The organism is Flavobacterium sedimenticola, assembly GCF_030053345.1.
Taxonomy (GTDB): Bacteria; Bacteroidota; Bacteroidia; order Flavobacteriales; family Flavobacteriaceae; genus Flavobacterium; species Flavobacterium sedimenticola.
In genome coordinates this window covers 57,454-81,932 of sequence record NZ_JASGBP010000008.1, presented here as the reverse complement: position 1 = coordinate 81,932, position 24,479 = coordinate 57,454, and the positions used below count along the sequence as shown (strand labels likewise).

Sequence of the window (24,479 nt, the reverse complement as noted above, 5' to 3'; positions counted from 1 at the left end):
AAAAGCATATGAAAAAAATATTTTTATTTTTAGTCGCAGGTCTTCTGACTGTTTCGTGTTCAGAAGATTCTACAGGAGATGTATCGAGAGTTACATACTATCCTGAATTAACCCTTATTGGAGATGAAGTCATTTATGTTCAAAAAGGCGGTAGTTTTACTGATCCGGGAATTACAGCCACTGAAGGTGGAGTAGATATTCCTTATACAACAACTGTTTCCGGCGATTTCAGAGGAGGCACAACTGTTGACACTAATGTAGTTGATATTTACCGCATCATCTATTCAGCTGTAAATCAAGACGGGTTTTCTGGAGCTGTAGCCAGAACCGTTATCGTTTATGAAAACAGTGATTTGACAACCAGTATAGCCGGTTTGTACAAGTCTACCGTAGTTCGTAATGGTGTGTCAAGTGCGCAATATACCAACATGGAATATGTTTTGGTATGGAGAAATACCGATGGTACCTACGGCATGTCTGACGGTATCGGCGGTTACTATGCCATTGGAAGGGCTTATGGTGTTGACTATGCTGCAGGACCCGTAACCATTACTGCCAATGATATTCCAACCAATAATTTTGCACCTATCCCCAGCTTTGGTGTGGGTGCCTTTGGAGGTGTTGCTGTAATGTCAGGTCTAACTGCTAACCCAAGTGCAAATACTTTATCGTATACCACTACTTGGGATGCCGGATTTACGTTCGTGGTTACGATGACTAAAGTTGTTTTATAATTTTAAATGATGAGAAAAATGAAAATTTTAAAAAATAGTTTATTCCTGAGCCTATTTCTGGCCTTAACACTCACTTCATGTGACGAAGGTGGAGATCCCAATCCGGGCGGAACTGCAACGCAAAAATTTGCCGGCGATTGGCATATTATTGCTCTTGAACCGGATGGAGTAACTCCTGCTTTTGGTGGTGATTACAACCTTTTTTCCACGTACAATGCATCTTCCAATGATGAAAACTTTTGGATTGATGACCATGACAGTTGGATGGAAATTAAAACCAAAGTTCAAGCGCTGGATTTCAATGCCCTTACTTTTGCCGGACAACCCGACTCTCCTGAGCTTTACACAGGCGGAACGGTAACTGTTACCAATGGTAAGATTTTGAAAAATGCTGCTGAATCTTTTGGCGGTCACGTAGTAGACAGTATCTACTTTGAAGCCGAATTCGATTGGGATCCCGGAACTGTATACAAGTTTGCCGGTCACAAAAGAACCGGTTTCTTAGAAGATGAATTATAAGAAATCTATCCGTTTGATAACCCTAAAACCACCGGCTTTCGCTGGTGGTTTTTTTATATCTTTGCGCCATGGATAAAGAAAATCAAATCTTCGGCATCAGAGCCATCATCGAAGCCGTAAACGCCGGTAAAGAAATTGATAAAGTTTTTTTGCAATCGGATGCGCATGGCGAACTGATGACTGAACTGCTCAAAACACTCAAAAAAAACAGTGTTAACTTTAGTTATGTTCCGGCCGAAAAATTAAACCGACTCACGCCTAATAACCACCAAGGTGCCGTAGCCACCATCGCACCTATCCGCTTTGTGAAGTTAGAAACGCTGGTCGAAAGCGTCATCGAAAGTGGCAAAACACCACTGTTCCTGATTCTCGACCAACTCAGCGATGCCCGAAACTTCGGCGCCATTATCCGAACCGCGGAATGCACGGGTGTGGATGGGATTATAGTACAAAAAACCGGATCCGCTCCCGTTAACGGCGATACCGTAAAAACGTCAGCCGGTGCGGTTTTCAACGTTCCGATTTGCAAAGTCGACCACATCAAAGACGCCATATTTTACCTGCAGGGCAGCGGCATCAAAACCGTAGCGGCTACCGAAAAAACCGAGGACAGCCTTTACACCACTTCCTTAAAAGAACCTGTTGCTATCATCATGGGCAGCGAAGACCGCGGCATCAACCCGTCGGTGCTGAAAATTGTAGACGAAAAAGCCAAACTACCCCTATTCGGCACCATTGGTTCGCTCAACGTTTCTGTGGCTTGCGGCGCGTTTCTCTACGAAGCGGTACGTCAACGACACGCCGCTGATTAAAGCATACGCTTATAAGAAGCGAAGGGTTTGGGAGCTATCAGTCTACCCTATTCCCGCTTTCCGTTACAATACAAAGTCCCGCTCAGGCGGGACTTTGTATTTTCGCTGCAATCGGGGCTAATAAGCCGGCTATTCGTCTGATGGGCTATCGTCGGTCGCTTTTTTATAATGGTAAATATAATGAACGCCGGCAGGTGGTGTTTCTTCAGCAAGCTCTTCCGGTTTGGGCGTATTGACAAAATTCCCGTGGGCATCAAAATGTTTCATAAACACATCGTTTTCCGGATTAAAATCGGGTTTCTCCCAATCGTACTGTATCGACTCTTTGTAATCGGGGGTTTTAAATACTACCGCAAAAGCAAAACCGGTGATGAGTCCGGCCAAATGACCTTCCCAGGAAATGGCGGCATCAACTTCGGGAAATACATACCAAACCATACCACCGTATAACAGCACTACCGTTAGCGATAACGCCATCAAACGATAGTATTGCGTCATCATGCCTTTAAAAAAAATAAAAGAAACCAATACGTAAATCAAACTGCTGGCACCAATATGAAACGAATCACGACCGATAATCCAAGTAATCAAACCCGAGAGCAATATCCCGTAAAACAACACCTTTAACGATATGTCGCGGTAAAAATAAATTAGCGCGGTGGTCAGTATAAACAACGGAATCGAATTATTGGTAATGTGATGTATATCGCCATGCAAAAACGGACTGAAAACAATGCCTTGCAATCCCGGCAGGGTTCTGGGGAATATCCCGTGTGAACTCAAATCGACAGGAAGACTGTGCTCTACCAAGAAAACCGTCCAAATGAGCATCAGCAACAAGCCGGGCACTATCCAAACCGAAGGCGTAAACTTAAAATGATGGTAATCGTTCATGAGTTTCTTTTAAAGCTATAGACTTGTCAAAAACACAGCCAAATTAAAAGTAATGCTAATTTGTCAGTTACAAGAACGAAAAATCCAAAAGATTGTCTTAGCCCCGATTGACAGCGCTACCGTGTAGCGCCAAAAGCGGGAAAAAGGGTTAAAAAATGCCCAACCGATTGGCTTCAACATTTCGACAAGCGCCATGGGACAATTAAAAAAATAGCCTAAATTTACAGCATGGAAGCACCTTTGGCCGAACGCATCAGGCCGCAACGTTTAGAAGACTATATCAGCCAATTGCATTTGGTGGGCGAAAACGGTTCGTTGACCCAACAAATAGCGCGCGGTATCATTCCGTCCATGATTTTTTGGGGGTCGCCCGGTACCGGGAAAACAACCTTAGCGCAAATTATTGCCAAACAAAGCCAGCGTCCGTTTTACGAATTGAGCGCCATTAACAGCGGTGTGAAAGACGTGCGCGATGTCATTGAAAAAGCAAAGCAAAGCGGCGGTTTGTTTACCGCCAAAAACCCGATTTTGTTTATTGATGAGATCCACCGTTTCAGTAAATCGCAACAAGATTCATTATTGGCGGCCGTAGAAAAAGGCTGGGTCACCTTAATTGGCGCCACCACCGAGAATCCGAGTTTTGAAGTGATTCCCGCATTATTGTCACGTTGTCAGGTATATGTACTGAATCCGTTTTCCAAAGACGATTTATTGGCGTTGCTCCACCGCGCCATGACGGAAGACAAAGTCATGTCGGCCAAAAAAATCCAATTAAAGGAAACCGAGGCGTTATTGCGACTTTCGGGAGGCGACGGACGCAAACTCTTAAATATTTTTGAACTGGTCGTAAACGCCAGCCCTGAAGGTCAAATTACCATCACCAACGACAAAGTATTGGAATTGGTACAACAAAACACCGTGTTGTACGACAAAACCGGCGAACAACATTACGATATTGTATCGGCTTTTATCAAATCGATACGCGGCAGTGATCCTAACGGTGCGGTGTATTGGCTGGCTCGCATGATTGAAGGTGGCGAAGACGTAAAGTTTATTGCGAGACGGATGTTGATTTTGTCGAGTGAAGACATCGGCAATGCCAATCCAACAGCATTCATTATGGCCAATAATACGTTTCAGGCGGTGTCTGCTATTGGCTATCCAGAAAGCCGCATTATCTTGAGTCAGTGCGCCATTTATTTGGCGACATCACCCAAAAGCAATGCCAGCTATATGGCGATTGGTGAAGCCCAGACTTTGGTAAAACAAACCGGCGATTTATCGGTGCCGATTCATTTGCGCAACGCACCGACCAAACTGATGAAAGAACTGGGTTATGGCGAAGAATACCAATATTCTCATAATTACGCCAATAACTTTTCGGAACAGGAATACCTGCCGGATGAAATTAAAAATACGGCATTATACCAACCCGGAAGCAATGCGCGGGAAAACGAAATGCGGACGTTTCTCAAAAACCGCTGGAAGGATAAATACGGGTATTAGTAACGGTTATTTAAAACTTCACGGCCACGCTTTCTGAAATAAGTTGATTGTCTTGATAGTATTCAAAAAACCAGCTATTCCCTTTGGCAAAGAAAACACCGTGTAGTTCCCCTTTGGTCGCGATAAAGAAATCTTTAACCGAAGTCGTATAGATTTTATACACCACTTTAGGTTCGGTGTTGATTAATTGGAATCCGTTGGTAATGGGTTGCGCATACAATGCCACGGAACTCGCAACTTGAAGCGGCTCGGCAACGGGAACTGAAGCGGAGGCAACCGATTTAACTTCGGCTACACCAGTTACGGCAACAGGATCGGCTGTTTTAGTCTCACTTTTGCCCATATACTGTTTCCCGTTATATTTGTAATTTATTCGGTCGAAGGATTTGAATGCTTCTCGCAATGCTTGATTGTACGCCACGTGGAAATCTTTTTCCCGACTGCTCCCGAAATCGGTTTCAAAAACAACTTTTTCAGTACAATCTTTCAATACCAATTTTATCTTGGTAGCAAAAAAACTATTATCTTCTGAAAGTGAAGCATACAGTATAGCGCAGCGATTTTGTGTGGCCTCGGCCGGTAAGGTATCGGTACTCAAAAACGATTTAAACCCGTATTTTTCGAGCAAAAGCTTGGATGTAGTATTCAATCTGTACTTATCGGCAACCTTTAAAAAATCAAATTTGGCCGGCACAATAACATATTGGTAATCATTGATGCTTTGAGCAAACCCAGCGAACGGCAACAAAAACAACAAACACAATAAAAGCTTCTTCATTTTATAAAATATTTTTTAATTCGGTTAAATGAGAAATGACCAAAATATCCTCTGTAGGGTGATTTTTTTTCTCGTCAAATAAGATGGCTTGCATGCCAAAATCCAGAGCCCCGCGAACATCGGCTTCGATGCAATCGCCAACCATCAACGCGTTTTCCTTTTGGACTTCAGCCAAAGATAAGGCAAATTCAAATATGTTCCGATGCGGCTTTTTGACTCCGGCCATTTCCGAATTGGTAATCGTTTTAAAATAAGAGGCTAAACCCGAATTTTTAATTTTCTTTTCCTGAACGGCAGCAAAACCATTGGTGATGATATGTAAATTGTATTTCGGTGACAAGTATTCCAAAATGTCAATCGCGCCGTCAAAAAGTTGGTTGTTTTCGGGCAAATATTCGATATAGTCGTGCGCAATTTGATTAATGGCCTCATCCGAAATACTGTAATTCATAGCATCAAAAGATTGCTTTAGCCTTTGATAACGCAATTCTTCATGTGTGATTTTATCTACTTGGTACAATTTCCAACACGCCTGATTGATGGGGGCATAAATTTCAATAAAGACCCGGGTATCAATAGTTGGGTGATGGTTTTTGAAGATTTTATCAAAAGCCAAAACCGAATTGGCATCAAAATCCCAAAGCGTATGATCGAGGTCAAAAAAAATATCGGTGATGTGTTTCATGCTAAAAAATCCCTTCGTCCTGAAAGCTCCAATACCCATTCTCGGTTATGATAACATGGTCGAGTACTTTGATATCGAGCTGATCTCCGGCAAATTTAAGTTTTTTAGTAATGTCTTTGTCGGCATCACTCGCCATTAATTTTCCCGAAGGATGATTGTGTGCCAAAATAATCGAAGTGGCGCCCTTTTCTAACGCGGTTTTGAAGAGCAATCGGATATCTACTACGGTACCGGTAATGCCGCCTTTAGACAGCTGTGCTTTGTAAATGACCTTATTAGAGTTATTGAGGTACAACACCCAAAATTCCTCGTGCGGCAATTCGCCAATGATGGGTTGCATGATTTCGAAAACCGCTTTACTCGACGTTATTTTTTGTAAATCGACAACGTCTTCCGCTCTGCGACGTCGACCTAATTCCAGAGCTGCCGCTATGGTTACGGCTTTGGCCTCACCTATCCCTTTAAATGACATCAATTGTTGGAGCGATACTTTTCCTAAAGCATTCAAATTATGATCAACACTGGCCAAGACTCGTTTGCTGAGCGAAACAGCACTTTCATTCCGACTGCCCGATCCAATCAAAATAGCGATGAGTTCGGCATCACTCAAAACAGCTTTGCCTTTAAGCATAAGCTTTTCGCGCGGCTTATCGTCTTCTGACCACTGTTTTATGGAAAAATTTTGCTCCAAAATAAATACTAAAAAGAAAGATTATTCGTTAGTTACTAAACCTTAAAAGTATGAAATGTTTTTGTTTTTCGCTAATTTTACTTACATTTTTAACTTGCAGTCAAAAAGAAAAAGACGAAACGGTTAGTCTTCCGGATTGTTTTGAAACCCGACTCTCGGTGGCAGCGCTATCCATCATTGATCCCGAGGTCGTGTATACGCCCAACTATGTGGCGATTCCTTATCCTAATGGCGATGTTCCGGCTAAAACCGGCGTTTGCACTGATGTGGTGATTCGAACCTACCGAAAACTAGGTATCGATTTGCAAAAGGAAGTACATGAAGATATGAAAGCCCATTTCTCGGAATATCCCAATCTTAAAAAATGGGGAATGTCAAAAACCGACACCAATATTGACCATCGAAGAGTACCTAATTTAGAAATCTTTTTTACCCGAAAAGGACAAAAGCTGGCCGTAACACAAAAAGCAGCCGATTACAAAACCGGCGACATGGTAACGTGGCTCATTAATGGAAAATTACCGCATATTGGGATTGTGACACACAAAAAATCACCCAACGGCAATCCGATGCTGGTGCATAATGTAGGCAATGGGCAAGTCTTAGAAGATTGCTTGTTTCGCTATCCTATTGTGGGGCATTTTAAATACCAAAAATAATTTGAAAATTAAGAAATCAACCCTTTCACCTCATCAAAGTTTAACCCGCCGTAATTTCCCGAACTCATCAAGAGTAAAGCCGAGTGGTTCAAATCATATGAAAACAAAAAGTCTTTAAACGCAGTGGGATTCGTATAAATAATCAAATCGTCTCTTTTGAAGGATTGTGCAATTTGATCGTAAGTGACTTCTTCTAATTGCTTAATTTTTACCGCATCGGGCGAATAAAAAACCACAGCCACATCAGCTGCATCGAGTGCTCCTTCGTATTCTTTGAGGAATTCGGCATTCAAACTACTGTAGGTGTGCAACTCTAAACAGGCTACCAATTTTCGGTCCGGATATTGATTTTTGACGGCTTTGGTCGTAGCCGAAACTTTACTGGGTGAATGGGCAAAATCTTTGTATGCCACTTTATCCTTACTTTCAGCTATTTTTTCCAAACGCTTGGAAGCGCCCTTAAAACTGGCAATGGCTTCGTAGAAATCGGCTTCGTCGACACCCATATTTTGGCAAATCCATTTGGCACCGGCCAAATTGTTGAGATTATGCGCTCCGAATACTTCAATAGGCATCAGTCCTTCGGGTGTATCCAACAAGGTGACACCATCTTTTACCGTATAACTTGGTGTTTGATACGGAATACGGCGTATGGTATTCGTTGAGGATTCAGCTACTTTTTTGACATTTACATCTTCTTCGTTATACACTAAAATGCCGCCTTTGGTAATTTGATTGACAAAAATTTCGAATTGCGCTACATAATTTTCAAATGTGGGAAACACATTGATATGATCCCAGGCAATTCCGGAGAGCAAAGCGATGTTGGGTTGGTACAAATGAAATTTCGGCCGGCGATCAATAGGTGACGACAAATACTCATCACCTTCCAAAACGATAAAATCGTTATCGTGCGTCAGATGCACCATAGTATCAAAACCTTCCAATTGGGCCCCCACCATATAATCGACTTCGATATTATGATAATGCATCACGTGTAAAATCATCGAAGTAATGGTAGTCTTGCCGTGTGAACCGCCAATAACCACTCGGGTCTTGTTTTTGGATTGTTCGTATAAAAACTCGGGATAAGAGTAAATTTTGAGTCCCAACTCCTGTGCTTTCAGCAATTCGGGATTATCGGCTTTGGCGTGCATGCCGAGTATAACAGCTTCGATATCGGAGGTAATTTTCTCGGGAAACCAACCCATTTCGTTTGGCAGCAATCCTCTTTTTTCCAAACGCGTTCTGGAGGGTTCAAAAATGGCATCGTCGCTACCGGTAACATGATATCCTTTATGGTGTAAGGCCAAGGCTAAGTTGTGCATGGCTGCACCGCCAATGGCTATAAAATGTGTTCGCATGATTATGGATTCGTTTTTTCTTTATAGGTTTCCAACAGTAATTTGGCTTTTTCAGGTTGGTTCATTTTGTGTTTGTACAAATTAGCCAACTTTTGATAGGTTGTTTTAGAACCTCCTATCTCAATCGCTAATTTATAATTTCGCTCGGCTTCTTTATAGCGGTTAAAATATTCAGCGATACGTCCCTTGGCCAAATAAAAATCGACCGGAGATATTTTTGCCAATTCGTTGGCATAACGCTGGGCTTTCTTTTCGCTTCCGCCAACGATACCCGGTAATTGAAGATACAATTCGATTAATGCCCATCGGGCTTCGATGTGATTTGGGTTGAGTTGGATGGCTTTTTCAAAACACCCTTTGACGTCGTCAATCATTCCTAAAGCTTTGAATTTACTCGACTCTTTGGCCTTCATCCCCAAACATCCGCCGTATTTGTAATGATAATTTGCTTCTGTGGGTTTCAACGCAATTAACTTGCCGTAGTACTCCATTGCCTTATCCCATGATTTGTTATTCCCTTCAATATCACCCAGATATTCTAAAGCGGTCAAATGATTCGGGGTTTCTTTGATAACATTTTCCAAAATGGGTTTAGCCGAGGCATAGTTCCCTTGCACAAACAACTTTTTCCCAATTTCAAAATCAGACTGAGAAAACAGAAGTATGGGACAAATCATTAGTATTTGAAAAATCAGTTTCTGCATACACAACAGCCAAATTTAGCGAGAAACAAATATAAACATTTAATCGAATTTATTTCGACTTAAAAATGAGTCCATTTTCAGGCATATGAAGTTCTAAAAAGGAATAGCATTGATAGTAATTATAATCTTCGCATTCACTTTTTCTCCATGAATGGTAAAAAACTATCGTTGAACTACATCCTTTTTTTTATCATAAAATACTGTTTTTAAGGCTTTTATGCTTAGTGATGATAAAAAAATCATAAAATACAAGCAAAAAACTGCACTTCATCGATTTTTGAGGTAGAACACCTAAAAATATACCTGTCAGGAAGTAGGCAGTTTAATTTTGTATACAGTATTAACGAGTTTAAAATTCATCGCCCTATGAAAAAAAACTACTTACTATCGAAACATAAATCTACATTAGAATTATTTTTTTCAAAAAAATACATCCTACTCCTTGTTGCGCTTTTACTTTTGCTAAGTGAATCTTCGTCGGCTCAAACAGCAGGGCCCAACAATCCTGCCAGTGGTACCTTCATAGCCGGTGCCAATGTAGATTGGAATACGCCCGGAAACATCACCAATACCGCAGATACTAACTATGCCACAGCTGTTTTTGCAGCTGCCGGAAACACAGACAACTTACAAGGAAGCAACTATGGGTTTTCAATACCCGGTAATGCTATTGTTAACGGTATCGTAGTAACGGTAAACCGCAGAACCAGCGCCACGAACGGAGGAAGAATCACAAAAGACAATTTGGTAAGTTTGGTAAAAGGCGGTGTAGTAACCGGAAACAACAAAGCCACAGCTACAGCTTACGGTACTACTTTTGCGGTAGCCACTTATGGTTCTGCCACTGATACTTGGGGAACTACTTGGACACCTGCCGATATTAATGCGGCCAATTTTGGCGCTGTGATTTCGGTAAATGCAAACAACAGCCTAACGGCTACCATCGACTATATCCGAATTACTATACATTATACCGTTATAGGATTTACTCCGTCTTCTGGTTGTGTGGGTTCCAATACAGCTGTAGTAATTACCGGAAACTATATTGCAGGCGCTACTGCTGTTAACTTTAACGGAACAGCTGCCACTTTTGTGCAAAACAGTTCTACTCAAATAACAGCTACTTTACCGGTCGGGGCGACCACAGGAACGATTTCTTTGACCACGCCCCAGGGAACGGGAACTTCTTCTACTAATTTTACAGTAAATCCGCTTCCTGTGGTGGATGCCATTACAGGAAACACGACTGTATGTGCCGGTGCTTCAACTATACTCTCCAATTCAACCTTGGGTGGAAGTTGGAGTTCTGCTTCACCAGCTGTTGCTACCGTTACTACTTCCGGAGAAGTAACCGGTTTGATTGGCGGAAATACCATTATCTCTTACACCTTCACTGACAGCAATGGTTGTTCAAATTCGGCTACAACCACGGTAACTGTTAATGCCGCTCCTGCCGTTTCCGCACCAAACAGTGTATGTGTGGGAGGAACTATACAACTCTCTCCAAGTAACGGAGGTACATGGATTAGTAACGACATCACCAAAGCGACCATTGACAATACCGGTTTGGCCACCGGAATGGATTATGGTAGTGTAACATTTACTTTTACGGACGATGTAACGACTTGTTCCAATACAACCACAGCGGTATCGGTTCCGCAACCCATGTCGATTAGCTCACAGCCTGCCGCCAGTCAGACCATTTGTGAAAACAGTTTGGTCTCGCTTTCGGTTACCGCTTCCGGAGACAATTTGTCTTATCAATGGTTCAAAGGCGCCACAGCTTTAGCAAACGGAGGAAACATTTCGGGAGTAACCACTCCAACCTTAACATTCAATTTAAGTACACCGGCTAATTCCGGTTCCGATTATTACTGTGTTATCAGCAACGGTTGTGATACCGATTTAAATTCCGATTATGCTGCCGTAATCGTTAATGAGCAAAGTGTAGGCGGAACTGCCTCCATTTCGTTACCTAATGTAACACCGGTAGTGAGAACCACAACAGTGTGTCACTTTGGCTCAGGAAGCGTGTATTTAAGTGGTCATACGGGAACTATCATTCGTTGGGAATCGACCACAAACGGCGGGGCCACTTGGACACCTATTGCCAACACCACTACCACTTTAAATTATACAAACATTACGCAAACTACCTTTTTCAGAGCCGTAGTTCAAAACGGGGCTTCTTGTAATTTGGCGTACTCTTACATAGCGTTGATTGATGTGATTCCGAATATCAAACCTTCTCCGGTTACAGCTACTCCTCAAACCATTTGTATTGGAGGCTCTTCTGTTCTATATTCTGAAAGCGGATTTGCCACCAGTTCTTATTTGGCTAACGGCGGAACGTTTAGTAACGCCAATCCCGATAATTGGTTGGTTGACGGATGCGGTAACTGTTTGAATGCCGGAGGAAGTAATACCACTGAGGGCCCGTTCCGATTGAGTGCTACCAATGGCGGAACGTATTCGGGTATCGATTATGCTTCGATTGGAAAATTTGCCATCGCTAACGGAAACTACAATTCGGTTATGCAAACCCCTATATTCAATACGTTTGGATTAACTTCCGCTACTTTAAGTTTCAATCATGCATTTAACCTGCAAGCCGGTGCTTCCGTCTCCATTGAATTGTCTTTAGATGGCGGAACAACTTACAGCATCATATTAGCCTCCTACACCGGCCCGAGTACCAGAAGTCCGTACAATGCTTTTCCGAATCAAACCATTGATTTGAGCAATTATATTGGACAAGCGAATTTGAGAGTTCGATTTGTATACAACGGAACCGTAAACAGTTCATGGGCAATCGACAACATTTTAATTCCCGAAACACCATCAAATTTGACCACACAATGGGTGGACTCTATCACCGGACAGGTCATCAGTAATACCTCATCTGTATCGGTAACGCCTACAGTTACCACAACCTATGCCGTAACTTCCTATTTGAATGGCTGTACCAGTTATGGTCCTGATGGAACTACCTACATCACAGTAACTGTTAATCCGAGACCGACCGCTAATATTGGTCCTGACCAAACGATTTGTTTAGGAAATCCCGCTACATTCAGTGTGGCATTAACCGGAACAGCTCCATGGAGTATCACTTACAGCAACGGTGCTACCACTACTACCGTTAACAACATCACAACCAATCCATATATCTTTAATGTAAACGGCATTACCGCTAACCGAACCTTCACGATTACTGCCCTAAGTGATGCGCGTTGTACAGCAATAGCCTCGGACATCAGCGGCTCAGCTACGGTAACCGTATTAAACGGCACTCCGGGCTTGTGGACAGGTTTAGTGAGCACGGATTGGTTTGATTGTAAAAATTGGGCCGGAGGAATGCCGTCGGCCACGATTGATGCTCAAATCCCCGCCGGTGCTGTGAGAATGCCGGTTATTGATCCCTCAACCTCGAGCTTTGCTGCTTTATACAGTAACATAGCCAGAGCGCGTGATGTTATTATTGCCAACTCGGCTAGCTTGACCATGTCGGCCGCATCTAATTCTGATTTGTATGTCAGCAGAGATTGGAAAAACAGCGGCACTTTTGTGACTGGCATCGGAACTGTAACCTTCAACGGTGCGACGACCAATCAAATTCAAAATATTAATGTGGGTATTAAAACCAATGAAACGTTCTATAATTTAACATTGAATACTTCCAACGGTGCTAAAGGTGTTAGTGTCGTTGATAATTTTCAATTAACTGTAAGCAATAACGTATTGCTGTTGAGCGGTGACTTACGCTTTACCGGAGAAGCCCAGTTGGTTCAAAGCGGAACGGCAGCCAATCCGTCATCAGGAACCGGTAAAATATTAATCGATCAACAAGGACACAAAAGCAGCTTCCATTACAACTATTGGTCTTCACCGGTAACTACAAGCGGAACCAATTATACGATAGGCTCTGTTTTAAAAGACGGAACTGATTCGGCTGCCAATCCATTTAACCCAAGTACGATTAATTTCGGAAACGGCGTTTATTTTGCTGACGGTGCATTGACTTTCCCTATAAAAATAAGTACCAGTTGGATGTATAAATACACCAGTATTGATACTTCATATGCCGGCTGGCAGTATGTAGGCACTACAGGAACCATCAATCCCGGAGAAGGATTTACCATGAAAGGACCAACCGGCACCCCTCCTTTTAATGTGGGTCAAAACTATGTATTTGCCGGTAAACCAAACAATGGAAACATCAATCTCAATATCGCCTTAAACCAAAGTTACTTGGTCGGTAATCCGTATCCTTCTGCTTTGGACGCAGAAGAGTTCATCAAAGACAACATTAAAGACGGTCCGGGTAGAGCGGCAAGCAATATCTTTAACGGCTCATTGTATTTTTGGGATCATTTTGGCGGACAATCGCATGTCTTGAATCAATATATTGGCGGTTACTCTACTTTTACTTTGATGGGCGGAGTAGTGGCCATTTCAAACGATCCTTTAATTAATGCTAATGGAGCACAGGGCACCAGAGCCCCAAAAAAATATATCCCTGTAGGTCAGGGCTTCTTCATCGGTACCGGTTCGAACAGTGCAATGATGTCTAATAACCCTAACCTAAGTACACCGGTTACCGGCGGAACCATTTCTTTTAAAAACAGTCAAAGAGCCTTCAAGGCAAAATCGAGTACTCAATCTATATTTTTCAGAAATGGTGAAGCGGTTCAAACCGAAGAAATCGAAGAAGATTTACGTCAAAAAATAAGATTGCAATACCAATCGCCGTCTCAAAAATTCAGACAAATTTTAGTTGGCGCCGATGAAAACACTACCGATTTATTCGATATTGGTTATGATGCGCCCATTATTGATCTGAATGATGAAGATTTGTATTGGAACAATAGTGATATTAAAATGACTATTCAGGCGGTACCTGATTTTAATGACGATCAAATTCTGCCTTTAGGAATCAAAACGGCTTCGGAAGGTTTGAGTACCATTAAGATTGAAACATTGGAAAATGTAGCTGAATCGACTAATATTTATATCTACGACAATCAAACCGGAATTTATCACGATATCCGAACTACTAATTTTGAAATTTCACTTCCTGTTGGGGAGTACAACGACCGCTTTTCGGTACGCTTTTCGACACAATCACTCGGTCTGAATACTGCTGCAGAAAACACTCCAATTATTTTCTTTACAAACACCGACAGTAGTCTGAATATAAAAAATAAAAGCGAGACATATACGATACTATCGGTTTCGTTATTCAACTTGTTGGGCCAAAAAATAAATACCTATAGTGTCAACAGTTCGAATCAAGAATATATTAAAATCCCAGTTGAAAACATGGCTGAGGGAGCTTATGTGGTTAAAGTTACCACGGATTCCAGTAAAACTTTCAGTCAAAAAATTGTAAAAAATTAAAAACCAACTAATTATCGTAAACTTCAAAGGAGAGCCAACTGCTTTTCAACGATACTTTTTTGAGTTTTATAACTAAAATGTAACTTTATTTTGCTTTTTTAGTAAAAAAAAGAAGATTTATATTAATATTAATAATAATTTATAAAACAAAAAATATACGCAATAAGTTTTCAACAATTTAACTATATATTGATTATCTATTCAATAATTATTTAATTTTGATAGATATTTAATAATTGTGAATTGAAATTTGAGAAGGCTTATGAAAAACAATTACTTAACCCAAAACAATAGTTCTTTCACCAAAACAATACTAATCATTTCTTATGTATTGTTAGCGACTATTAACACCACAACAGCACAAACCACTACTGTTTATACTTATACAGGGAGCGCACAAACTTGGACTTGCCCGCAAGGGGTAACATCCATAAAAGTTGAGGCTATAGGTGGCGGTGCCGGAGGAAGATCCTCTGCAAATACAAACGGACACGTTGGTGGCGGTGGCGGTGGCGGTGCCTACGCCAGAAGAAATGCAATCACCGTAGTACCCGGAACCATTTATACCATTTCAGCAACCTCGATAGGAGCAGGCGGTGCCGCAAATACTGCCGGTGGTACTACTTCTGTAACCATAAACGGTGTAACCGTAACAGCAGCCGGAGGCTCTGTGGGTACTGCCAGCGGTACCGGGACAATTACCGGAGGAACCGGAGGAACTGTAGCCGCAAGCTTGGGTGATGCAGGAGCTGTTTTTGCCGGAGGTAATGGAGGAAGCGGATTAGGAAGTGGTAGTGCCGGAGGTTCGGGTTCGGGAGGAGGCGGTGGTAGTGCTGCCGGTTCAAGCGGAGCGGGAAATAACGGTGGAAATGCCACTACAACTGCGATACCGGGTAATGGAGGGGCTGCTGTAGCCAGTTACGGTGGCGCCGGTGGCACCGGCGGAAATAACACTGCCGGTGGAAATGCTACCGGAAACTATGGTGGCGGTGGCGGAGGAGCCGGACACAAAGGTAATGCAGGAGGCTCAGGACAATCAGGGGCTATTGTGATCACTTTTACTTGTCCCACTTTGACAACAGCTTTAGCGGGAGCAGACCAAACCTTAACAGCTTGTGTCACTTCAACCACCTTAACGGGAAATACCCCGGCAAACGGCACAGGCACTTGGACCGTAATATCGGGAACAGCAACAATTACTTCACCAAACTCGCCGACTTCAACCGTAACAGGTTTGGCGTTAGGCACTTCGGCTACTTTGCGATGGACAATTTCTAACGGGTATTGCGGCTCTTCCTTTGACGATGTTGTCATTACGACCGCATACGGCTCAAGCTGTTTGAGTTATTGTGCCGCAGGAGGAAACACAGCGGCCACATCTTACATTTCAAATGTTACCCTCAATACAATTAACCAGAACAGTTCGGCATGGAATGGCTATGTAAATTATTACCCGACTGTTTCTACCAACGTAATACAATCGAACACTTACACTATTAGTGTTACTATTTGGAATCAAACTACTTCACAGAAGAATATTTCAGCATGGATTGATTGGAATTTAAACGGTGTTTTTGATGTTGCCACAGAAACTGTCTTATCAACAACATCGACAGTAGCTTCGGCCCAAAGCGTAACGTTGAGCAATACTTTTTCCGTTCCCGGAACAGCAGTAGTCGATGCTTCTCGATTGAGGGTTGAATTGGCTTTCAATGCCGAAGGAGCTGCCGCTCCGTGTAATACCAATAGTTTGACTGATGTTCAGGATTATAAAGTCAACGTACAACAAATTTTGCCTTGTGCAACTCCTACAGCACAACCGACTTCTTTGATACTCACAGCAGGAGGAACAACTGTTTTAGGTACTTTTACAGCCGCCTCGCCTGCTCCCAACTATTATTTGGTCGTGGTGAATACCACAGGAGCCACCCCTACTCCGGTAAACGGAACCACGTATACAGTCGGCGGAACTATTGGAGCCGGAAACACAGTAGTAGATATTGATGGCAACAATTCGTTTACAGCAACAGGGCTTACCATAAGCACTCAGTACTATTTCTTTGTTTTTTCTTTTAACGGCTCTTGTACCGGCGGTCCTTTGTATTTAACCGCTTCCCCACTCAGTGGAAACACCACTACCTTAGCCACTAATTATTGTGTTCCGACCGGAAATTTGAATTGTACAACCAACGGAGATTATATCGCCAACGTAACTCTTAACACACTAAACAACAGCACTACTTGTGCGGCTACCGGTTATACTAACTTCGCCCCTACAGGCTCACAAACTACAACCGTTACCCGTGGCAACACCTACAACTTGAGTGTAGGCACCGGTATCGGAAATAAAAAACACGGATTAGCGGCTTGGATTGATTTTAATCAGAATCAGGTTTTTGATGCCACAGAATATTTCACGTTCGGAAATGGTGTTATTGCCAATTCTACCAATACCATTGCGGTTCTTGTTCCTGTCGGTGCCACATTGGGAACCACCCGAATGAGAGTCCGATACGGAAGACAAACCAACATAACTTCATCATCAAGTTGCACCATGAGTGGTACTTACGGAGAAACCGAAGATTATACCATTACCATTGCCGATCCTATAGTTTGTGTGGTGCCAACGGCACAACCAACGGCTTTGATTTTGAATTCAACAGGAACAACCATTGCCGGAAGCTTTACGGCACCGAGTCCGGCTCCCGATAATTATTTAGTAGTTATCAACACCACAGGTGCAGTGCCATCACCGATAAACGGAACCAATTACGCCATTGGAGGAACGGTTGGTGCCGGAAATACGGTAGTGGATAACGATTCTAACGTTACTTTTGTGGCCTCCGGCTTATCAACCACAACCACATACTATCTATTTGTATTTGCCTACAATTCTGCCTGTTCCGGCGGACCAACTTACAACACCACAAGCCCGTTGAACGGTTCAATAGCCACGATAACCTCCAACTATTGCACACCTTCTGTAAGCAGTGGGCAACAGAGCCTAGGATACTTTTCTGAAGTGAGTTTTGTGGGTACTTTAAATGACGTTTCGAATTATTCGACTTATTCTTCCAGCCCGTTAGGCTATCAAGACTTTACCAACCTGACCAATTTGGCTCGACAAGCTCAAGGAGAAGGAATTAACATCTCCGTTCAGGCTTTGAATTCCTCTTTTATGAAAGCTTGGGTTGATTGGAACAAAGACGGAGATTTTACCGATACCGGAGAACAAGTGTACAGTACCGGCGGAATTTCCACTTATTCAACTACTTTTGGATTTATCATTCCGGCTTCGACGCCTGTCGGAAACTACCGAATTCGAATTCGATTGAACAGCCGCGATTTTACGTTTCCTTATGACGCGAATTCGACTGACAATTTTACTTCTTGCGGCAATATCAATTATCCGGGAGAAACAGAAGATTATTTGTTTACTGTTGTTGCCAGTTGCAGCGCTATAGTTTCAACTGTTACCGATGGAAGGACTTGTGGCAGTGGAACTGTTGTGTTAGGGGCTTCCAGTACTTCGGCAGGAGTAACTCAGTACCGATGGTACTCAACTCCTACCGGTTCTACTTTAGTCGGAACTTCAGCAACAGGAAGTTGGACAACGCCTTCCATCAACTCAACCACAACTTATTATGTTACGGTTTACAATGGCTGTGAATCTTTAACCAGAACTGCCGTTAGTGCTGTTATCAGTCCGATACCTTCGCTAACCTATTCTCCAACGAATCCAACCGTATGCGGCGAAGATTTCGTCCTCAACCTTACAGCTACCGGTGATATGGAAGAAGTGTATTTGATTGACGAGAAGTTTAGCAGTGGATTGGGTACTTTTACGAATACCAACATCCTCTCTACAACAGAGAATACCAATTCACAATGGCAAAACAAAACAAGTACGTTCGTACCGACACCTGTAACCAATTATAATGTTTGGTTCCCGGCCATATCGAGTGGTGTTAACGGAAATGGCTTTGCTTTTACCACTTCTGATGTTGGCGGTGTGACAATTCACAATCAAATGGCTTCCGCCACAGTGAGTTCGAGTAGCTTTGTTAATCTGACCTTGTCGATGCGATTATTTTATTCGCGTTATTACGAAGACGGTCAGTATTTAACATACGATTACGTCACGATAGATGTTTCCACAAATGGCGGTACCAATTGGACCGAAATAAAAAGGTATACAGAAGACGTTGGAATCGGAACACGATTTGAAACAGTTTCATTCGATTTATCGGGCTACATTAATCAGACTAATTTAAAAGTCAGAGTACGGTATTATGGTGAATGGTGTGATGGTTTGGCCGTAGACGACATCAAACTATACGGCTATCGCCCAATTGGAACGGCTTTAAGCTGGACCAGCTCCACGCCGGTTGCGGCCTTTACGGATGCGGCTTGTACCATTGCCTATGTTTCGGGAACACCGGCCGTAAATGTTTATGTTAAACCAACCTTTACACAATTGGAAAACAGCATGTATACCTTTACTGCCAATGCAACTTTGGCTAATGGCTGCACTACAAGTCAAGTGATTACAGTAGTCAACAATTCTAAAATTTGGAATGGAACGGACGATTTGTGGGATGATGATGAGAACTGGAAACCACTGGGGAAACCTACATCCAGCAGCTGTATTATCATTCCGGACACGCCCATTGACCCTGTCATTTCGGGAACCAGTTATGATGCTTACGGAAAAAATATCACCATCAAAACAGGAGGTGCTTTAACTGTAAACACGGATAATAATATTACTATAACCGATGAAGTTACCATTAGAACGGGAGGTCTATTAGACATTAAGAACAGTGCTAATTTGATACAAATCAATGATGCTGCCATTAATTCGGGAAGTATTAAAATGACCCGAACTACACGACCTATAACCCGATGGGCTTACGTTTATTGGGGTTCTCCGGTAGCGGAGAATGTTTTTAGTCAAATTCCAAGTCAGTTTGATTTAAAATACAGATGGCAGTCGGGCACTTCAGCCGGAAGTTGGTTGAGTTTGGCCTCTACTTCGCAAGGACAAGGTTTTATCACCAGAGTGAGCAATATCGCTCCATTCAGCACCGGCACAGGAACCGTTGACTTTCCTTTTATCGGAACACCGGGTAACGGTGTGGTTAATGTACCTGTTGACAGTTTTGATTCGAGCTCAATGGTTGCAGGTAATACTGTACTACTAGCAAACCCCTATCCAAGTGCTATCAACGCGGCATCATTTTTAACCCATGCAAGCAATACGGAATTGGGCGGAACCTTATTCTTTTGGACTAATGTAACGCTATATTCCGGAACCGGACCCTATAACGTTTTAGATTATGCTAGTTGGAACTTATCCGGCGGAGTAGGAACCGCACCATCTACAGATCCTTCCAATACCGGTTTAAAACCCAACGGTAAAATTGCCGCGGGGCAAGGATTTTTTGCCCAAGTTTTTGCTGACGGAAATATCCTCTTTAACAACAGCATGCGTGTTCCGGATTTTAACAATCAGTTTTTCAGAATTTCCAATAACAGCAGTATTCCTGAAGACAACAGAATTTGGCTGAATCTTTATAACGATTCTACTTTCAGACAAATGATGGTGAATTACAAAGAGGGCGCAACAAATTCGTTTGACCGATTGTACGACGGATACAGTTTTACCAATAATGAAGTCAACTTATACTCTATTTTAAACAACAAATCATTAGTCATTCAAGGAAGAGCAGTACCGTTTGATGAAAACGACATTGTTCCTCTGGGAATTCGAATCACTTATGCCGGAACTTATACTGTTGCCATTGATGCAGTAGACGGATTGTTCTCGGGGAATCAAAGTATTTATTTGAGAGATAAATTCCTGACTATTGACCACAACTTAAAAGAAAGTCCGTATACTTTTACTACTGCTGCCGGAACTTTTGACAACCGATTTGAATTGGTTTATGTCACCAATGCGCTGGGCATTGATGATCCAACAGCGATTCATACTTTTGCTTCGATTTCCAACAATATCATCAAGATTGAATCGAGTGAAAACATCCAAACTGTTCGTCTTTATGATATATCCGGAAAACTGATAAACCGCTATCTCCCAACTTCTGCAACCCAACAACTTTCAGACCATTTTAATTATCCTAACGGAATATACATAGCCGAAATTACTTTGGAAAACGGAATAACGGTTAAAAAGAAATTGATGCATTAAATCAAATTTGATTTAACCCAACAAAAAAAGCCGACTGTTGCAGTCGGCTTTTCTTTTCTATGTGAATGTAATTACTTCACCAAAGTCATTTCGTCAACAATGTGTTTGGCACCCGAGAAATTCTCAATCACCCACAATACATAACGAATATCTACATTGATTGTTCTTTGCAATTTGCTGTCAAAAATAACATCTCCGGCCATTGCTTCGATGTTACCGTCGAAAGCCAAACCAATTAATTCTCCTTTACCGTTCAATACCGGTGAACCCGAGTTACCACCCGTAATATCATTATCGGTCAAGAAATTTACGTGAAGACTTCCGTCTTTATCGGCGTATCTTCCGTAGTCTCTTTTCTTGTTCATTTCAAGAACTTTAACCGGCAAATCAAACTCTTGGTCTCCTTTTTTGTATTTTTTTACTTGACCGTCAAGTGTAGTATAGTTGTTGATTTTGGCATCGTTGCGTTTGTCAGCCGGCAATGAACGTACTTTACCGTATGTTAAACGCAAAGTAGAATTCGCATCCGGATATTTAATCGTACCGATTTTAGATTCTCTCAAACCTTCTACTAACAAACGGAAAGAAGCACTGAAATCGTTTTGCGCTTTGGCAATTTCGTCTGATTTTGAATTAAAATGCGTAACCATGTCATTCGACAACACATACAACGGATCGTTATCTAACATCCCTTGACTTGGCACGGCCAAAAACGCTTTGATTCGGTCTAAAGACGTGAAAATACTCAAATCGAATGCAGCATTTACATATTTGGTGAAGTCACCGTTATTGTCGTCTGCAATCTTTTTTACGGCCGGAGCAATAGCGTATCCGGTTGATTTGCTGGCATACAATTTCAATTGAGCCGCCAATAAGTCTCTTTCAGCCGGAATGTGTAATTCTTTATACATTTCAACTGCCATTTCTTCAATAGCCGGAGCCAATTGAACACGTTTGGCGGCATCGGCTTTCACGTAAGCATCTAACTGCCTTCCCAACGTTCTTCCGATGGTTCCGAAAGAGGTGGTTCTGAACAATTGTTGCATGTAGTTATCGTGTCTTGACTTTTCGTTAGTTAACGCATAAAATTTATTGATGTTGGTCATTACATTCCCGTACTTGGCTTTGTTGGCCGGCTTGTTGGCCCAAGTATTGAATTTTGCTTCTTGTGCTGCTTTGGTTTTAGCGGTACCGAATTTGGTTAATGCATCAATCATCCCTTGACGGTTTTTCCAATAGTTAGCTGTAGAAGCATATTTAGACGCATACACCAAGTTCAAAGCGTCGCTTTGATCCATGTATTTTTTCATGTTATCCATACCGGTTTTAGCACCTTCAACCCATGCAGGATAAGCAAACTTAACGTTTTGCTCAATACCTCCGGCAGGCATCCAACGGTTGGTTCTGCCCGGGTAACCCAAAATCATGGCGAAATCATTTTCTTTTACACCGCTGATGTTAACCGGCAAATAGTGTTTCGGTTGTAACGGCACATTGTTTTCAGAATACTCAGCCGGATTTCCATCCTTATCGGCATAAACTCGGAACATAGAGAAATCGGCAGTATGACGCGGCCATTCCCAGTTATCGGTATCACCTCCAAATTTTCCTAAACTTTCCGGTGGCGTTCCTACCAAACGTACGTCTTTGTAATCTTGGTATACGAAATAGTAGAACTCATTACCTTGGAAGAACGAACGCACCGAAACGGTGTATTTTCCGCCTCCGTTGTTTTCTTTTTCGATAGCGGCAATTTCTTGATTGATGGCTTTTTCACGCTCGGCTTCAGTCATTGAAGCATTTACTTTAGCCAAAATTCTTTTAGTACAATCGTCCATACGCACAAAGAAACGCACAAATAAACTTGAAGGTTTAATTTCTGCTTTTCTGTTTTCAGCCCAAAAACCGTCTTTCAACAAATTTTTCTCAGCAGTTGACAATTCGGCAATGGCATCATAACCACAGTGATGATTGGTTAATACCAAACCGTCTTTAGAAATAATTTCTGCAGTACAACCGCCGTTAAACTGAACGATAGCATCTTTTAAGCTGTGGTTGTTGATACTGTAAATCTCTTCGGCTGTCAATTGCAAGCCCATTTTTTGCATGTCTCTGTGGTTCAATCTTTCGATAAACATCAAAAACCACATTCCTTCGTCGGCTTTAACACTTGTTGGCACAAGCATAATAGCGGCAATCAACGATAAAATAATTTTCTTCATTGTAATTTTATAAGTGTTACTGGTTTCAATGTTAATAGTCTATCTGAAAATTTATTTGTTACATCAAATATTCTATAAACGTTTGCGAAGATACTTTTTTTTTGAATTGAGATTCGAATCTTTGCATAAAACTACATCGTTTTAGTGAATTTTAACTTTATTTTTAGAAATGAAAAAGCCACCCTGAGGATGGCTGAACTTATTTTCGTAAACCGATTAAATTCCGTGACTGTTTTCGGGTTCGGCAGTATCTACATTAAGCATCTGCCACAATTTATCTTTCAATTCGGTTAAGCCCTGTTGGGCTACTGATGAAATAAACATATAAGGAACGTTTTTGAAATCTTTGTCCAACTGTTGCTTCATCTCCGCTTTCAATTCATCATCCAGCATATCGCTTTTGGAAATCACCAACAAACGATCTTTGTCGAGCATTTCCGGATTGTACCGACGCAATTCGTCTAACAAAATTTCGTATTCTTTTTTGATGTCATCGGCATCAGCCGGCACTAAAAACAACAAGGTTGAATTGCGCTCTATATGCCGTAAAAAGTAATGTCCGAGTCCTTTTCCCTCGGCGGCGCCTTCGATAATTCCCGGAATATCCGCAATTACAAACGATTGGAAATCACGATAGGCCACGATGCCTAAATTAGGCTTTAAAGTTGTAAACGGATAATCGGCAATCTTGGGTTTGGCGGAGGTCAATACTGACAATAAGGTTGATTTTCCGGCATTGGGAAAACCTACCAAACCAACATCGGCTAAAACCTTGAGCTCTAAAATAACATCGAGTTCTTGTGCCGGCATCCCGGGTTGTGCATAGCGTGGCGTTTGATTGGTTGCCGAGCGAAAATGCCAGTTTCCTAAACCACCTTTGCCACCATGTAACAAGATGCGTTCCTCACCATGTTCGGTAATTTCGAATAAAATCTCTTCGGTTTCTTTATCGCGCACCACGGTTCCCAGCGGAACTTCGATAATTTTATCTTCTCCGTCGTGACCGGTACTGCGAGAGCTACCACCGTCGCCACCGTGACCGGCTTTGATATGACGGGCAAATTTCAAGTGAAATAAGGTCCACAGTCCTTTATTCCCTTTGATAATAATGTGACCGCCTCGACCACCATCTCCCCCATCGGGGCCGCCTTTTTCAATAAATTTTTCGCGATGTAAATGCGTAGATCCTTTTCCTCCTTTTCCGGAAGAAACATATATTTTTACGTAATCTACGAAATTTCCTTCTGTCATTATTTCTAGTATTTAGTATTCCGTGTCCCGTGTTCAGTAATTCTGTTTA

The 24,479-nt window shown here is 42.1% G+C and carries 15 protein-coding genes; 7 read left to right on the top strand and 8 right to left on the bottom strand.

Annotated elements, in window-relative coordinates; translation table 11 throughout:
* Window positions 1-8 precede the first annotated feature (8 nt).
* The 3 genes from QHT84_RS11565 (at window position 9) to rlmB (ending at window position 2,065) form a co-directional block, all read left to right on the top strand.
* The gene (locus QHT84_RS11565) at window positions 9-734 is read left to right on the top strand and encodes an immunoglobulin-like domain-containing protein (protein ID WP_283239730.1); all 726 of its coding nucleotides are present in this window, start codon (window positions 9-11) and stop codon (window positions 732-734) included.
* Window positions 735-752: 18 nt separating this feature from the next.
* Window positions 753-1,253 (top strand): lipid-binding protein, encoded by a 501-nt coding sequence (locus QHT84_RS11560; RefSeq protein WP_283239729.1) that lies wholly within the window; start codon window positions 753-755, stop codon window positions 1,251-1,253.
* Window positions 1,254-1,321: 68 nt separating this feature from the next.
* Complete coding sequence (gene rlmB / locus QHT84_RS11555) at window positions 1,322-2,065, top strand: 23S rRNA (guanosine(2251)-2'-O)-methyltransferase RlmB (RefSeq protein WP_283239728.1); 744 nt, start codon at window positions 1,322-1,324, stop codon at window positions 2,063-2,065.
* Window positions 2,066-2,194: 129 nt separating this feature from the next.
* Here the strand turns inward: rlmB and QHT84_RS11550 are convergent, their stop codons facing one another.
* Entirely contained in the window at window positions 2,195-2,959 is a 765-nt protein-coding gene (locus QHT84_RS11550; protein ID WP_283239727.1) for a rhomboid family intramembrane serine protease, read from the bottom strand.
* A gap of 228 nt (window positions 2,960-3,187) precedes the next feature.
* Between QHT84_RS11550 and QHT84_RS11545 the strand changes: the two genes are divergently transcribed.
* Window positions 3,188-4,465, top strand: a complete 1,278-nt coding sequence (locus QHT84_RS11545) for a replication-associated recombination protein A (protein ID WP_283239726.1) — start codon at window positions 3,188-3,190, stop codon at window positions 4,463-4,465.
* Between the two features lie 10 nt (window positions 4,466-4,475).
* Here QHT84_RS11545 and QHT84_RS11540 read toward each other — a convergent pair whose 3' ends face one another.
* Genes QHT84_RS11540 through radC form a run of 3 tightly spaced genes read right to left on the bottom strand, consistent with a single transcriptional unit; the run spans window position 4,476 to window position 6,619 of the window.
* On the bottom strand, window positions 4,476-5,243 hold the full coding sequence (locus QHT84_RS11540) for a hypothetical protein (RefSeq protein ID WP_283239725.1): 768 nt from the start codon (window positions 5,241-5,243) through the stop codon (window positions 4,476-4,478).
* Window position 5,244: 1 nt separating this feature from the next.
* On the bottom strand, window positions 5,245-5,928 hold the full coding sequence (locus tag QHT84_RS11535; protein ID WP_283239724.1) for a YjjG family noncanonical pyrimidine nucleotidase: 684 nt from the start codon (window positions 5,926-5,928) through the stop codon (window positions 5,245-5,247).
* A gap of 1 nt (window position 5,929) precedes the next feature.
* Window positions 5,930-6,619, bottom strand: a complete 690-nt coding sequence (radC, locus tag QHT84_RS11530; protein ID WP_283239723.1) for a RadC family protein — start codon at window positions 6,617-6,619, stop codon at window positions 5,930-5,932.
* 50 nt (window positions 6,620-6,669) lie between these two features.
* Between radC and QHT84_RS11525 the strand changes: the two genes are divergently transcribed.
* Window positions 6,670-7,278, top strand: coding sequence for a DUF1287 domain-containing protein (locus QHT84_RS11525; protein ID WP_283239722.1), 609 nt, complete (start codon window positions 6,670-6,672; stop codon window positions 7,276-7,278).
* A gap of 8 nt (window positions 7,279-7,286) precedes the next feature.
* Here QHT84_RS11525 and QHT84_RS11520 read toward each other — a convergent pair whose 3' ends face one another.
* Window positions 7,287-8,642, bottom strand: coding sequence for a UDP-N-acetylmuramate--L-alanine ligase (locus tag QHT84_RS11520; RefSeq protein ID WP_283239721.1), 1,356 nt, complete (start codon window positions 8,640-8,642; stop codon window positions 7,287-7,289).
* A 2-nt stretch (window positions 8,643-8,644) separates the two neighbouring features.
* Window positions 8,645-9,346 (bottom strand): tetratricopeptide repeat protein, encoded by a 702-nt coding sequence (locus tag QHT84_RS11515; RefSeq protein ID WP_283239720.1) that lies wholly within the window; start codon window positions 9,344-9,346, stop codon window positions 8,645-8,647.
* 366 nt (window positions 9,347-9,712) lie between these two features.
* Here QHT84_RS11515 and QHT84_RS11510 point away from each other — a divergent pair, with 366 nt between their 5' ends.
* Complete coding sequence (locus tag QHT84_RS11510) at window positions 9,713-14,746, top strand: T9SS type A sorting domain-containing protein (RefSeq protein ID WP_283239719.1); 5,034 nt, start codon at window positions 9,713-9,715, stop codon at window positions 14,744-14,746.
* A 262-nt stretch (window positions 14,747-15,008) separates the two neighbouring features.
* Window positions 15,009-20,957: a GEVED domain-containing protein gene (locus QHT84_RS11505; protein ID WP_283239718.1), complete on the top strand. Its 5,949-nt coding sequence runs from the start codon at window positions 15,009-15,011 to the stop codon at window positions 20,955-20,957.
* Window positions 20,958-21,028: 71 nt separating this feature from the next.
* On the opposite strand, the gene QHT84_RS11500 is transcribed toward QHT84_RS11505, so the two are convergent.
* Together QHT84_RS11500 and obgE are read right to left on the bottom strand one after the other, a co-directional pair.
* Window positions 21,029-23,179, bottom strand: a complete 2,151-nt coding sequence (locus QHT84_RS11500; protein WP_283239717.1) for a S46 family peptidase — start codon at window positions 23,177-23,179, stop codon at window positions 21,029-21,031.
* Window positions 23,180-23,395: 216 nt separating this feature from the next.
* Complete coding sequence (gene obgE / locus QHT84_RS11495; RefSeq protein WP_283239716.1) at window positions 23,396-24,430, bottom strand: GTPase ObgE; 1,035 nt, start codon at window positions 24,428-24,430, stop codon at window positions 23,396-23,398.
* Window positions 24,431-24,479: the final 49 nt, after the last annotated feature.

Coding starts and splice junctions, on each gene's coding strand:
- QHT84_RS11565 (WP_283239730.1), top strand. CDS start 9: ATGAAAAAAATATTTTTATTTTTAGTCGCAGGTCTTCTGACTGTTTCG.
- QHT84_RS11560 (WP_283239729.1), top strand. CDS start 753: ATGAAAATTTTAAAAAATAGTTTATTCCTGAGCCTATTTCTGGCCTTA.
- rlmB (WP_283239728.1), top strand. CDS start 1,322: ATGGATAAAGAAAATCAAATCTTCGGCATCAGAGCCATCATCGAAGCC.
- QHT84_RS11550 (WP_283239727.1), bottom strand. CDS start 2,959: ATGAACGATTACCATCATTTTAAGTTTACGCCTTCGGTTTGGATAGTG.
- QHT84_RS11545 (WP_283239726.1), top strand. CDS start 3,188: ATGGAAGCACCTTTGGCCGAACGCATCAGGCCGCAACGTTTAGAAGAC.
- QHT84_RS11540 (WP_283239725.1), bottom strand. CDS start 5,243: ATGAAGAAGCTTTTATTGTGTTTGTTGTTTTTGTTGCCGTTCGCTGGG.
- QHT84_RS11535 (WP_283239724.1), bottom strand. CDS start 5,928: ATGAAACACATCACCGATATTTTTTTTGACCTCGATCATACGCTTTGG.
- QHT84_RS11525 (WP_283239722.1), top strand. CDS start 6,670: ATGAAATGTTTTTGTTTTTCGCTAATTTTACTTACATTTTTAACTTGC.
- QHT84_RS11520 (WP_283239721.1), bottom strand. CDS start 8,642: ATGCGAACACATTTTATAGCCATTGGCGGTGCAGCCATGCACAACTTA.
- QHT84_RS11515 (WP_283239720.1), bottom strand. CDS start 9,346: ATGCAGAAACTGATTTTTCAAATACTAATGATTTGTCCCATACTTCTG.
- QHT84_RS11510 (WP_283239719.1), top strand. CDS start 9,713: ATGAAAAAAAACTACTTACTATCGAAACATAAATCTACATTAGAATTA.
- QHT84_RS11505 (WP_283239718.1), top strand. CDS start 15,009: ATGAAAAACAATTACTTAACCCAAAACAATAGTTCTTTCACCAAAACA.
- QHT84_RS11500 (WP_283239717.1), bottom strand. CDS start 23,179: ATGAAGAAAATTATTTTATCGTTGATTGCCGCTATTATGCTTGTGCCA.
- obgE (WP_283239716.1), bottom strand. CDS start 24,430: ATGACAGAAGGAAATTTCGTAGATTACGTAAAAATATATGTTTCTTCC.